Here is a 12,334-nt window from a genome sequence, read left to right on the forward strand (position 1 = left end):
GAGTGGTCACCGCGCGGCCGTCTCGATCCGGCGAGGCCGGTGCAGGAAACAACAGCGTGTCACCACACGCGAGGTACCAGGTTACCAGCACGCCAACGAGCCGCCAAAACGGCTCCGGTTCAACGGCGGAACCAGCGGCGTTTACCGGGTTCGCCGTCCCATCCGCGGCGTTCGGCGAGCCAGGCGAGCGCCTGCTCACCGCTGAACCGCTGATGCTGGCGACTGTGCGGAGAGGCACTGCTCGGGCCGTCGCCGGCACGCGTCAGCCAGTATCCGGCGAGCGCGGCCAGCGCCCCGTCCACACCCTCGTCCGGAGCGCCCCACGCGCGCAGCACCGCGTCGGTGTCCCGGCCGCTGGCGTAGGCGCTGACCATCAGCGTCACCGTGTCGAACCAGGGTGCGCCGAGACACGGCCACGTCCAGTCGCACAGCCAGGCCCGGCCGTCCCGGTCGATCAGCACGTTGTCGACCCGCAGATCGCCGTGGCACATCCCGTCGCCGGCGGCCAGGGCGGGCAGCGCCCGTTCGAGCCGGGCGAGGTCGGTGAGCCGGTGCGGCGCGATCGTCGCGAGGGCCGGTTCGGGCATCGGCGCACGGCGGGCGGCGATCAGCGACCACCACGACATCTCGTCGCGGAGGATCTCCGGAAGCGTCGGCATGCCGATCCCGAGGAGGTGCGGCGACGGGTGGGCGAGCGCGGTCGCCGCGGCCGACCAGGTGCGCAGGGCCGCGTCCAGGTTCTCCGGTGACCACGGCAACTCCGGGATCCGCCCGTCGATCGCTTCCAGACACAGCACGAACCAATCGGATCCGGTCATCGTCCAGAGCGGCCGGGCGGCGGTCACCTCCGGCGGCAGGGCCGCGGTGAGGGCTGCCTCGCGGGCATACCACTGCGACACCGGGTCGCTCTGCGGCGCCGCCTTCACGAACACCCGGGTGCCGGCTCCGGTCTCGAGCACCGCGGCGAAGGCCCGGGTGAAACCGCCACCGGCGCTGTGCGCGGCGGACACCGGCGATCCGAGACGCAGGCTGATCGCCTCCCGCACACCGTCCGGCAGGTCGGACCACTGCGGTCGTACGGCGGTCGCGTCGTACGGAACGTCGGGCAGAGTGATCGGCCGCATGAACCCCATCCTGCCGCCCGCGAGAATGTCGTACCGCACTGGCAGGATCGCAGCATGCGAACCGACGATTTCTGGGCGGTCATCGACCGTGCCACCGCCGACCGGCCGGCCTCACCCGCTGAGGTGGCCGAGCGTGCCGTCGCCGAGCTGGCCGCGCGCGATCCGGAGGAGATCGTCGCGTGGGGCCGTCACCTCGACAAGGTGATGGTCGCCTCGGGGACGGAGGATCTCTGGGCGGCGGCCTACCTGATCAACAGCGGCGCCGACGAGGCCGGGTTCGACGCCTTCCGGGGCTGGCTCATCGCGCACGGCCGCAAGGCGGTGGCCGCGGCCGTTCAGCAGCCGGACGTGCTGGCCAACGTGGTGGTGATCAAGGAGGCCGCCGATACCGGTGCGGTCTTCGAGGCCGAGGAGGTGCTCGGCATCGCCGCCCGGGCCTATGCGGAGGCCACCGGGCAGCCGCTGCCGGTGGAGGAGCGGCCACCGAGCCGGCCCGATGTGGCCGATCTGTGGGACTTCGACAACGAGGACGAGATGCGCCGCCGTCTGCCGCGCCTGTCCGCCCTGTTCCTGGAGCCACCGGACTGAGCGCGCGGCCATCTACCGGGAAACGGGTCGAGAGGGGTGGCCCGCGCTGGCGAGACTCGGGGCATGAGTGATGCACGGGGGATGGTCGCCGCGGTCAGCCGCAACGATGCCTACACGTTCACCAAGCCCAACCGGGACGCGATCGTGCTGGTCGCGGGCATCGGCGTGGAGGGTGACGTGCACGCCGGGGTGCATGTCCGGCATCGCGGCCGGGTGAGGGCGGATCCCACCCAGCCGAATCTCCGGCAGGTCCACCTCATCCAGGAGGAGCTGTTCGCCGAGATCGCGGAGAAGGGTTACGACGTGCCCGCCGGTGGGCTCGGGGAGAACGTGACGACCCGCGGCCTCAACCTGCTCGGGATGCCGCCGGGCACGATCCTGCGTTTCGGCCCGCCGGCCACTGAGGGGACGGCGGGCGCCTTGACCGGGCGGGCCGCCGAGAGTCGGCCGGGCGCCGCGACCGGGTCCGGCGCCGAGACCGGGCCGGACGTAGTGAGTGCGCGGGCCGCCGAGAGTTGGCCGGGCGCCGAGAAGGCGCCGCGCGGGGGCGAAGGTAGGGGGAAGGGCTCGGAAGCCGGGGTGGCGGTGTTGCGCGGGGTGCTCGCGGCGGCCGGGGCGACGAGTCTGGACGAGGCGACGGCGCGCGCGGTCGCCGCGGTGGCGGCCGCTGCCGGGCGAGATGCGGGGGACGACCCGCGGCCGGCGGTCGTGCTGGCCGGGCTGCGGAATCCGTGTGTGCAGATCAACGGCTTCCGGAGCGGGCTGCTGAGGGAGGTTCTCACGCAGGACGCCGCCGGGAACGTGGTTCGCAAGGCCGGGGTGATGGCCGTCGTGCTGCGTGGTGGGGTGATTCATCCGGGGGATCCGGTTGCCGTCGAGCTGCCGCCGGGTTCGCACCCACCGCTGGAACGGGTGTGATCGGACCTGCCCTTCCGGGCGTGGGACGATAGGTGATGCCGGCGGTTGAGCCGGCGCCCGCAGCCAAGCCCGAGAAGAACGGAAGACCGTGCCTGGACCGCTCGACCCCGGCGTGAACGTGATCGGATCGACCGATCCCAGCCGCATCCGCAATTTCTGCATCATCGCGCACATCGACCACGGCAAGTCGACGCTGGCCGACCGGATGCTGCAGATCACCGGGGTGGTCGACCCGCGCCAGATGCGTGCGCAATATCTCGACCGGATGGACATCGAACGCGAGCGCGGCATCACCATCAAGTCGCAGGCCGTGCGCATGCCCTGGACGATCCGCGAGGGCGACCGCAAGGGTGAGACCGCCGTCCTCAACATGATCGACACTCCGGGGCACGTCGACTTCACCTATGAGGTCTCCCGGAGCCTGGCCGCCTGTGAGGGCGCGATTCTGCTGGTCGACGCCGCTCAGGGCATCGAGGCGCAGACCCTCGCCAACCTGTACCTGGCGATGGAGAACGATCTGCGCATCATCCCGGTGCTCAACAAGATCGACCTGCCGGCCGCGCAGCCCGAGAAGTACGGCGAGGAGCTCGCCAAGCTGATCGGTTGCGAGCCGTCCGACGTGCTGCGGGTCTCGGGCAAGACCGGCGTCGGCGTCGATCACCTGCTCGACGTGGTCGTCCGGGAGCTTCAGGCGCCGGTCGGCGACGCGGCGGCCCCCGCCCGGGCGATGATCTTCGACTCGGTGTACGACGTGTATCGCGGCGTCGTCACCTATGTCCGGGTCATCGACGGCCGGATCGAGGCGCGCGACAAGATCAAGATGATGTCCAACGGCACCGTGCACGAGCTGCTGGAGATCGGTGTCGTCTCGCCCGAGATGGAGAAGGCGGGCGCGCTCGGCGTCGGCGAGGTCGGCTACCTGATCACCGGTGTGAAGGACGTGCGGCAGTCCCGGGTCGGTGACACCGTCACCCGCAGCCTCCGGCCGGCCACCGAGCCGCTCGGCGGCTACAAGGACCCGAAGCCGATGGTCTACTCGGGTCTCTACCCGATCGACGGCTCGGACTACCCGGCGCTGCGCGACGCTCTCGACAAGCTCCAGCTGAACGACGCCGCGCTGACCTACGAGCCGGAGACGTCGGCGGCGCTCGGCTTCGGTTTCCGCGTGGGCTACCTCGGCCTGCTGCACCTGGAGATCATCGGCGAGCGGCTGGAGCGGGAGTTCGGCCTCGACCTGATCTCGACCGCGCCGAACGTGGTCTACCGGGTCCTCACCGAGGACGCGAACGAGACGGTGGTCACGAACCCGAGCGAGTTCCCGAACGGCAAGATCGCGGAGATCCACGAGCCGGTGGTGAGGGCCACGGTCCTCGTACCCAACGAGTATGTGGGCGCCGTCATGGAGCTGTGCCAGAGCCGGCGCGGCCATCTTCTCGGCATGGAGTACATCTCCACCGAACGGGTGGAACTGCGCTACACGCTCCCGCTGGCCGAGATCATCTTCGACTTCTTCGACCAGTTGAAGAGCAAGACCAAGGGGTACGCGTCACTCGACTACGAGCCCTCCGGTGAGCAGGTGGCCGACCTGGTGAAGGTGGACATCCTGCTGCACGGCGAGCCGGTGGACGCCTTCAGTGCGATCGTGCACAAGGACAAGGCGTACACCTATGGCACGACGATCGCCGCCAAGCTGCAGAAACTCATCCCACGGCAGCAGTTCGAGGTGCCGATCCAGGCGGCCATCGGCTCCCGGATCATCGCCCGCGAGACGATCCGCGCCATCCGCAAGGACGTGCTCGCGAAGTGCTACGGCGGTGACATCAGCCGGAAGCGCAAGCTGCTGGAGAAGCAGAAGGAAGGCAAGAAGCGGATGAAGATGGTCGGTCGCGTGGAGGTGCCGCAGGAGGCCTTCATCGCCGCACTGTCGACGTCCGACAGCGCTGACACCAAGGGGACGACCAAAAAATAGGGCGGTTTGATTTCTCGGAGGGTCGGGAACACAGGGGCTCGACGGACGCAACCAACAAGCTCCACCCCCGAGGAGGATCCCGATGGAACTCACGCTTACCGGCATCATCGTCGCCCTGATCGTCGGCCTTGTCATCGGTGCGCTCGGCCGGCTCGTGGTACCCGGCAAGCAGAACATCCCGCTGTGGCTGACCCTGGTCGTCGGTGTCGTCGCCGCTCTGCTGGGCACCGTCCTGGCCCGGGCGCTCGGCGTTGCTGACACCCGCGGCTTCGACTGGATCGAGCTCTTCTTCCAGGTCGTGCTGGCCGCCATCGGTGTGGCTCTGGTCGCCGGCACCCGTGGCCGTCGCCACCTGACCCGCTGACGCAGGGTCTGACCCGAACGCGAGAAGCCGACCCCAACGGCGGGGTCGGCTTCTCGCGTTTCCGGCTGTGAAGAAAAGCCCGAAACGACAAGGCCCCGGACGGCCAAGCACGGACGGGCGAGCCGCGGACGGCCAAGCACGGAGCGGGCCGCCACCGGACGAGCCGCGGCCGGGGAGCCAAGGCCGGACGAGCCGCGGCCGGGCGAGCCGCGGATGGGCCGCCCGCGAGTGCGGGACAGATGGCCTGGAAGGGTCAGTAGCGGAACTTGTCCCGGGCGCTGCGCCGGTTCACCCAGGCGGGTAGTTCGCCCTGATGTTCGTGGTGCGGCGCGGGATCGGTGACGTCGCCGGTGTTGCCGACCGGCCGCAGCGTGACGACGAGGCCCTGGACGAGGCGGTCGTGTCGCAGGTCGCGATACGCCATGGCGACGAACACCTGGATGCCGTCCGCCCGGTTCAGGGCGCAGTACACCGTTCCGTCGCCCTCGGCACGCAGCGCCTCCCGTACCGTCTCGCGGTCGTCGGAATGAACCAGATCGTCGAGGATGGTGAGCGGCGGCAGGTCGCCGCCGCCGAGCAGACGTCGCAGGCCCGGACTGGCGTAGCGGATCCGGTGGTCGGAGTCGACGACCGCCATGATCTCCGCGGTGTTGCCGGTGACGGCCCGCAGGTAGAGGTCGCTGTCCCGGCGGCCGACCGCCTCGACCAGCGTGACCCGGTCCAGGGCCAGGGCGGTCTCGCCGGCCAGCACCTCCAGCGCGTCACGGCCGGCGACCAGAGCCTCGCGCCGCCCGGTGATGACGAGGGCGCCGCCGCTGGGCCGGGCCACGGCGAGCGGTTCCAGCCGGAGCGGGCAGATCAGGGTCTGCTCGTCGGAGTCGGCGGAGTCGGTCCACCAGCTGTGCCCGCCGGTGCCGGCGGGGGCGGCCGGCAGACCCTCGCGGGCGAGCCGCCCGTCGTCGGTGGCGAGGATCACCCGGCGGACGCTGCCGGGCGGCAGCAACCGGATGACGGCGGCGCGGACCGCCTCCCTGACCGCGGGGGCGTCGGCGGCCGCGACCAGCGCGGTGTTGGCGGCGCGCAGGCCGCGTTCCCGGGTCAGGGCCTGACTGTGCTGATGCACGGCGTCGGCGAGCCGGGTGATGGTGAGCAGCAGGGTGAGCGCCCCGGCGGCCGCGATCACCACACCGTTGCGGACCGGCCCGGAGACGGCCTCGATGATCAGCACGACCGGCGGGGTGGCGGCGGACAGGGCGAGCAGAATGGTGTCCCGGAACCGCCACGGCGACAGCCGGGCCGGCCGCGGCTCGGTCAGCCGGGCCATCGACGGATGCAGCGCGGACAGCCCCCACGCCAGGTAGAGCAGCACGAAGGCGGACTCGGCCACCGGGCTCTCGCCGCTGAGCGGGTAGAGGACGTCACCGGCCAGCATCCCCGCCGAACCGGCGGCCAGCAGGATCGCCGCGACGTTGCGGCGGTCGGCGGCGACCAGGCGCACGGCGACACCGATCAGCAGCAGGTCGCCGATCACGTCGCCGGGGGAGACGGTGTCGAACCGGCTGTCCACGCTGATCACGAAGACCCAGACGACCAGCATGCCGGAGCAGGCGAACGCCATCAGGTCGATGAGGCGGGCCCGGTCGACGAGCAGCGCGCCGCCCCGGGTGAACTGGAGCAGGCTCAGCGCGACCAGGACGAACATCACCAGGTAGGAGGTGTCGGCGAAAGCCATCCGGTCGTACGCATACCAGACGTCCCCGATCGCCAGGGTGGCCACCGCCCCGGCCAGCAGCAGCCAGGGGGAACGCCGGGTGGGGCGGTGCCGGTGAACGCCCCAGAGAATGGCGCCGGCGCTGCCCGCTCCCAGCAGGATCCACTCGATCGCCCTCAGCACGACCTACTTAGTACCAGGGTGGTTGCACAGTGTCCATGTGGATGTATACGCAGTGCTACCACTGTCGGGCAAGCGAGACATTACGGCTAGTCACCGATAGTTCCGGGGTCGTCTCAATGGAAGACCTCCGCGACGACTCGGGCCTGACCGCCCCCGCTGCCATCGGTTACCGGCTGCCACTTTCCCTCCGGTGCATGCCACTCGAGGTCGCCGAAACGTACCCGTTCGAGGCCGGTGGCCGAGGCGTGCGAGACCAGCCAGTGCGCGAACCGCCAGCCGACACTGGGATCGGCGACCTCGACGGTGAGGCCGGCCGTCTCCGCACTGCGGGCCTGACCGGCCAGTTTCTTGCCCCAGTCCAGCTGGAGGGTGCTCAGCAGGGTGGCGGCCGCCTCGGCGCCGCGCACCGCCGGGGTGTCCGGCACGACGCACTCGACGGCACCGGTGGCCCGGCCGGTCAGTGCGGCGGCCAGCACCTTCGACTCGTCGGCCCACTTCTCGTACGCCTCCGGGTAGGCCGACCGCTGCACCTTCTGGGCGGCGTCGGTGACCCGCATCGCCTCCCAGTCCTTGACCTTCTTGAGAGCCGCGTAGAACCGGCCGGCCGCATAGCGCGGGTCCTTGATCTGCTCGACCGTGCCCCACCCCTGGCTCGGCCGCTGCTGGAAGAGGCCGACCGAGTCGCGGTCGCCACTGTCCAGATTCTCCAGTTTCGACTCCTGGAAGGCGGTGGCGAGCGCGACGACGATCGCCTGCTCGGGCATGTTGCGCCGGACCCCGACCGCGGCGATGGTCGCCGCGTTGGCCATCTGGGCGGTGTCCAGGGTCACCTGACCGTCGGCGCGGACCGTGCACTCGGGACCGAGTTGTGGCAGCCTGAGGGTGCCGGCCAGGCTGTTGATCAGCACGACCACGCCGGCCACCGCGGCGACGGACAGCAGGGCGATCACGCCCACGATCGGCTTCGCGCGCACTCACACCTCCTCTGACGCCGGACGCCAAGCCTAGACAACGAGCGCTTGCGGCCCGGCGTCACTGTGGGCCCGGGCACCCGACCGGGGCGATCAGCGGATCCAGCTCGGATCCCGTTTCTCGCGTGCGGCGGCCACCCCCTCGCGACCCTCGGCCGACTTGAAGTAACCGGCCGAGCGGTGCGCGAGATCGGCCAGGTCGGCACGGATCGAGTCGGCTCGCGTACGCCGCAGGAGTTGTTTGGTGCCGGCGAGCGCGAGCGGACCGCCCCGGACGAGCGACGCGCAGTAACGCTGCACCGCGCTGTCCAGTTCATCCTCCGCGACGGCCGCGGTGACCAGGCCGATCTCGGCCGCGCGGGCGCCGTCGAAGACGTCGCCGGTCAGGTAGAGGTCGGCGGCGGCCCGGGGCGACAGCCGCGGCAGCACGGTGGAGCTGATCACCGCGGGGATCACGCCGAGCCGCACCTCGGTGAAGGCGAAGGTGGCCGCGTGGACGCAGACCGCGATGTCGGCGGCGCCGATCAGGCCGAGGCCACCGGCGCGGGCCGGCCCGGCGATCCGCGCGATCACGGGTTGGGGGAACTCCCAGAGCACGGCCAGCACGTCGGCGAGCATCTCGGCGGGCAGCCGGTCGCCGGGACCGGCCGCGGCGGTCTCCTTCAGGTCGACGCCGGAGGAGAAGACCGGGCCCTCATGAGTGAGAACCACCACACGGCTGTCCGGGTCGGCGGCCGACGCGGCGAGCGCGTCCAGCAGCTGCCCGAGCAGCGCGGTGGAGAGCGCGTTGCGGTTGGCGGGGTTGTCGATTGTCATCGTGGTCACGCCGGCGGCGGTGACGGTACGGACCAGATCCATCCCGGAACTCTAAGACGTGCACACTTGACGGATGGCCGGCGCACTCCCCGATGGCGAACCCGTACCCACCGACGGGTCCCTTCCCGACGAAGCCACCCGTGAGGTCGGCAAGAACGGGTTCGCCGTCTACGTGCACGTCCCGTTCTGCGCCAGCCGCTGCGGGTACTGCGACTTCAACACCTACACGGCGAGCGAGCTGGGTGGCGGGGCGAGCCGCGACGAGTACGCGGAGACCGTCCTGGCCGAGCTGGCCCTCGCGGCCCGGGTGATCGAGCCCGGCCCGGTGGACACCGTGTTCGTCGGCGGCGGCACACCCACCCTGCTCAGCGCCGGCGACCTCGGCCGGATCCTGGAGGGCATCGACCGCACGTGGGGGCTGGCCCCCGGCGCCGAGGTGACCACCGAGGCCAACCCGGAGTCGGTCGACCCGTCCTACCTTCGGCAGCTCCGGAGCGCCGGTTTCACCCGGATCTCGCTCGGCATGCAGTCGGCGGCCACGAACGTGCTGCGGGTCCTCGACCGCAAGCACACCGCCGGGCGTGCCCCGCAGGCCGCGATCGAGGCACGCGAGGCCGGTTTCGAGCACGTCAACCTGGATCTGATCTACGGGACACCGGGGGAGGGCCCGGACGACTTCGAGCGGTCCCTCCGGGCCGTCGTCGAGGCCGGTGTGGATCATGTGAGTGCCTACGCGCTGATCGTCGAGGACGGCACCCGGATGGCCGGGCGGATGCGGCGCGGCGAGCTGCCCTACCCGTCGGACGACGTGGCCGCCGACCGCTACCTCGCCGCCGAGGCGGCGCTGAGCGGGGCCGGGTTCCAGTGGTACGAGGTGTCCAACTGGGCCAGGCCGGGCGGGGAGTGCCGGCACAACCTGCTCTACTGGACCGGCGCCGACTGGTGGGGTCTCGGGCCGGGCGCGCACAGCCACGTCGGCGGGGTGCGCTGGTGGAACGTCAAACACCCGTCGGCGTACGCGAAACGCCTGGCCGAAGGGACGTCGCCGGGACAGGCGCGGGAGTTGCTGACCGACGCCGACCGGCACATGGAGGACGTGATGCTCCGGGTGCGGCTGCGCGACGGCATCCCGCTGGACCGGGTGGACGCCACCGGCGCCGCTCAGGCGCTGGCCGGCGGGCTGCTCGATCCGGGGGCCTACGCGGAGGGACGGCTCGTGCTCACCCTGCGGGGCCGGCTGCTGGCCGACGCCGTGGTCCGGGACGTGCTGTAAAGGCCGGTATGACGTGTCCGGCCCCGATATCCGAGCCCGGGACGTACTTTCGATCATCGCGTTGTGACCGCCCGCGACGTAGACTGGCACTCTGTTAACGGGAGTGCCAGCAGGGGGAGGGGTCACAGTGAGTCTGGATGACCGCAAGCTCGAGGTGCTCCGGGCGATCGTCGAGGACTACGTCGAGACCCAGGAGCCGGTGGGCAGCAAGGCCCTGGTCGACCGGCACAGGCTCGGCGTCTCTCCGGCCACCGTCCGCAACGACATGGCGGTGCTGGAGGAGGAGGGCTACATCCGGCAGCCGCACACCAGTGCCGGCCGGGTGCCCACCGACGCCGGTTACCGGCTCTTCGTCGACCGGCTCACCAAGATCAAGCCGCTGAGCCCGGCCGAGCGCCGCGCCATCGAGCGCTTCATGGTGGGCGCGGTCGACCTCGACGATGTGGTGCACCGCACCGTCCGCCTCCTCGCGCAGCTCACCCGCCAGGTCGCCGTCGTGCAGTATCCGAGCCTGTCCCGCTCCGCCGTCCGCCACCTGGAGCTGGTGCCGATCTCCACCACCCGGCTGATGCTGGTGATGATCACCGACACCGGCCGGGTCGAGCAGCGTCTCGTGGAGATGCCCGGCCCGCTGGCCGACGGTGAGGTGTGGGAGCTGCGGCTGCGCGTCAACGAGAAACTGGCCGGTCAGCGCCTCGCCGACACCCCGCCCCTGGTGCAGAAACTCGTCGAGGACTGTGCCGCCGAGCGGCGCGCGGCGATGACGTGCCTGGCGTCGGTTCTGCTGGAGACTCTGGTCGAGCGCAGTGAGGAGCGCCTCGCACTGGCCGGTACGGCCAACTTGACACGTGGGGGTGTGCTGGACTTCCAGGGCACGCTGCGGCCCGTCCTCGAGGCTCTCGAGGAGGAGGTCATCCTTCTGAAGCTCATCGGCGATCTGGAGCCCCGGACCACCCGGGTCCTGATCGGCGACGAGAACCAGATCGACAACCTGCGGTCGGCGTCCGTGGTGAGCAGCGGTTACGGACCGGGTACCACGATCGTTGGGGGGCTCGGTGTGCTAGGGCCCACCCGGATGGACTACCCCGGCACTATCGCTACCGTTCGTGCAGTGGCACGCTACGTTGGCGACCTGTTGGCACAGAATTGACGGATTCGCGCAGACATTGAGGACTCCAAACCCCGTGGCCAAGGACTATTACGGAATTCTCGGTGTGAGCCGGGAGGCAACCGACGACGAGATCAAGCGCGCCTACCGCAAACTGGCACGGCAGTACCACCCGGACGTCAATCCGGACCCGGAGGCGCACGAGAAGTTCAAAGAGATCAACGCGGCGTACGAGGTCCTCTCCGACGACCAGAAGCGGCAGATCGTCGACCTCGGTGGCGACCCGCTCGCGCCGGGTGGCGGCATGCCCGGTGGAGCCGGTGGCGCCGGCCCGTTCGTCGGCTTCCAGGACATCATGGACGCGTTCTTCGGCACGGCGGCCGGCGGCGGCTCCCGTGGCCCGCGCCCGCGCACGCGCCCCGGCGCCGACGCGATCCTGCGGCTCGAGCTCGATCTGGTCGAGACCGCCTTCGGCGTGGAAGCACCGATCACCGTCGACACCGCGGTCCTCTGCACCCAGTGCTCCGGTGCCGGCACCGCGCCCGGCACCCACCTGTCGACCTGTGAGGTCTGCTCCGGTCGCGGCGAGGTCCAGTCGGTGCAGCGCACCTTCCTCGGCCAGGTCGTCTCGTCCCGGCCCTGCCAGAACTGTCAGGGTCACGGCACGGTCATCCCGAACCCGTGCCCGACCTGCGCCGGTGACGGCCGGATAAGGACACGCCGCTCGCTCACCGTCAAGATCCCGGCGGGCGTCGAGGACGGCATGCGGATCCGCCTGGCCCAGCAGGGCGAGGTCGGCCCCGGTGGTGGCACCGCCGGCGACCTGTATGTGGAGATCCACGAGCGGCCGCACGACGTCTACTCCCGCAAGGGCGACGACCTGCACTGCCGGGTCACCCTGCCGATGACGGCGGCGGCCCTCGGCACCCGGATGACCATCAAGACCCTCGACGGCGAAGAGAACATCGAGGTCAAACCGGGCACCCAGCCGGCCAGTACGCTGCGCATCCGGGGCAAGGGCGTCCCGCACCTGCGCGGTCAGGGCCGCGGTGAGCTCTTCGTGCATCTCGACGTCAAGACGCCGACCAAGCTCACCGCCGACCAGGAGCGGATGCTCCGCGACTTCGCGAAGACCCGCGGCGAGGACGTCGCCGAGCTGAGCAAGCAGGGCGGCTTCTTCAGCCGGATGCGAGACGCCTTCAACGGCCACTAGGGGTACGTGTGAAGCCGCCCCCTCGCCCGTCCAGGCAGGGGGCGGCTCCGCGTCCCGGCCCAGCGGCTCGTCTGCAGCGGGGCCGGTGAGCCGGCG

The 12,334-nt window shown here is 70.8% G+C and carries 11 protein-coding genes; 7 read left to right on the plus strand and 4 right to left on the minus strand.

Going from position 1 to position 12,334, the window contains the following annotated elements:
* Positions 1 to 119: 119 nt before the first annotated feature.
* On the minus strand, positions 120 to 1,124 hold the full coding sequence (locus BC793_RS10045) for a phosphotransferase (protein ID WP_109592387.1): 1,005 nt from the start codon (positions 1,122 to 1,124) through the stop codon (positions 120 to 122).
* 54 nt (positions 1,125 to 1,178) lie between these two features.
* Between BC793_RS10045 and BC793_RS10050 the strand changes: the two genes are divergently transcribed.
* The 4 genes from BC793_RS10050 (at position 1,179) to BC793_RS10065 (ending at position 4,963) form a co-directional block, all read left to right on the plus strand.
* Positions 1,179 to 1,712, plus strand: coding sequence for a DUF4240 domain-containing protein (locus tag BC793_RS10050; protein ID WP_109591603.1), 534 nt, complete (start codon positions 1,179 to 1,181; stop codon positions 1,710 to 1,712).
* 63 nt (positions 1,713 to 1,775) lie between these two features.
* Positions 1,776 to 2,630: an MOSC domain-containing protein gene (locus tag BC793_RS10055; protein ID WP_109591605.1), complete on the plus strand. Its 855-nt coding sequence runs from the start codon at positions 1,776 to 1,778 to the stop codon at positions 2,628 to 2,630.
* An 88-nt stretch (positions 2,631 to 2,718) separates the two neighbouring features.
* Entirely contained in the window at positions 2,719 to 4,599 is a 1,881-nt protein-coding gene (gene lepA / locus BC793_RS10060) for a translation elongation factor 4 (RefSeq protein ID WP_109591607.1), read from the plus strand.
* A gap of 82 nt (positions 4,600 to 4,681) precedes the next feature.
* Positions 4,682 to 4,963, plus strand: coding sequence for a GlsB/YeaQ/YmgE family stress response membrane protein (locus tag BC793_RS10065; protein ID WP_109591609.1), 282 nt, complete (start codon positions 4,682 to 4,684; stop codon positions 4,961 to 4,963).
* Positions 4,964 to 5,216: 253 nt separating this feature from the next.
* On the opposite strand, the gene BC793_RS10070 is transcribed toward BC793_RS10065, so the two are convergent.
* The 3 genes from BC793_RS10070 to BC793_RS10080 all read right to left on the minus strand — a co-directional run bounded on the left by BC793_RS10070 (position 5,217) and on the right by BC793_RS10080 (position 8,686).
* Complete coding sequence (locus BC793_RS10070) at positions 5,217 to 6,857, minus strand: PAS domain-containing protein (RefSeq protein ID WP_109591611.1); 1,641 nt, start codon at positions 6,855 to 6,857, stop codon at positions 5,217 to 5,219.
* A gap of 113 nt (positions 6,858 to 6,970) precedes the next feature.
* A complete protein-coding gene (locus BC793_RS10075) occupies positions 6,971 to 7,831 on the minus strand; it encodes a hypothetical protein (protein ID WP_109591613.1) in 861 nt (286 codons plus the stop codon).
* A gap of 90 nt (positions 7,832 to 7,921) precedes the next feature.
* Positions 7,922 to 8,686, minus strand: a complete 765-nt coding sequence (locus tag BC793_RS10080) for an enoyl-CoA hydratase-related protein (protein WP_109591615.1) — start codon at positions 8,684 to 8,686, stop codon at positions 7,922 to 7,924.
* Positions 8,687 to 8,717: 31 nt separating this feature from the next.
* Here BC793_RS10080 and hemW point away from each other — a divergent pair, with 31 nt between their 5' ends.
* From hemW to dnaJ, 3 genes are all read left to right on the plus strand, one after another.
* Entirely contained in the window at positions 8,718 to 9,917 is a 1,200-nt protein-coding gene (gene hemW, locus BC793_RS10085; RefSeq protein WP_109591617.1) for a radical SAM family heme chaperone HemW, read from the plus strand.
* A 127-nt stretch (positions 9,918 to 10,044) separates the two neighbouring features.
* Entirely contained in the window at positions 10,045 to 11,067 is a 1,023-nt protein-coding gene (hrcA, locus tag BC793_RS10090) for a heat-inducible transcriptional repressor HrcA (RefSeq protein WP_109591619.1), read from the plus strand.
* 34 nt (positions 11,068 to 11,101) lie between these two features.
* Positions 11,102 to 12,238 carry a molecular chaperone DnaJ gene (dnaJ, locus tag BC793_RS10095; RefSeq protein WP_109591621.1) on the plus strand — a complete coding sequence of 379 codons (1,137 nt, stop codon included), beginning with the start codon at positions 11,102 to 11,104 and terminating at the stop codon, positions 12,236 to 12,238.
* Positions 12,239 to 12,334 lie beyond the last annotated feature (96 nt).

This window comes from Actinoplanes xinjiangensis, from assembly GCF_003148685.1.
Taxonomy (GTDB): domain Bacteria; phylum Actinomycetota; class Actinomycetes; order Mycobacteriales; family Micromonosporaceae; genus Actinoplanes; species Actinoplanes xinjiangensis.

Coding starts and splice junctions, on each gene's coding strand:
- BC793_RS10065 (WP_109591609.1), top strand. CDS start 4,682: ATGGAACTCACGCTTACCGGCATCATCGTCGCCCTGATCGTCGGCCTT.
- hemW (WP_109591617.1), top strand. CDS start 8,718: ATGGCCGGCGCACTCCCCGATGGCGAACCCGTACCCACCGACGGGTCC.
- BC793_RS10055 (WP_109591605.1), top strand. CDS start 1,776: ATGAGTGATGCACGGGGGATGGTCGCCGCGGTCAGCCGCAACGATGCC.
- BC793_RS10050 (WP_109591603.1), top strand. CDS start 1,179: ATGCGAACCGACGATTTCTGGGCGGTCATCGACCGTGCCACCGCCGAC.
- BC793_RS10045 (WP_109592387.1), bottom strand. CDS start 1,124: ATGCGGCCGATCACTCTGCCCGACGTTCCGTACGACGCGACCGCCGTA.
- BC793_RS10080 (WP_109591615.1), bottom strand. CDS start 8,686: ATGGATCTGGTCCGTACCGTCACCGCCGCCGGCGTGACCACGATGACA.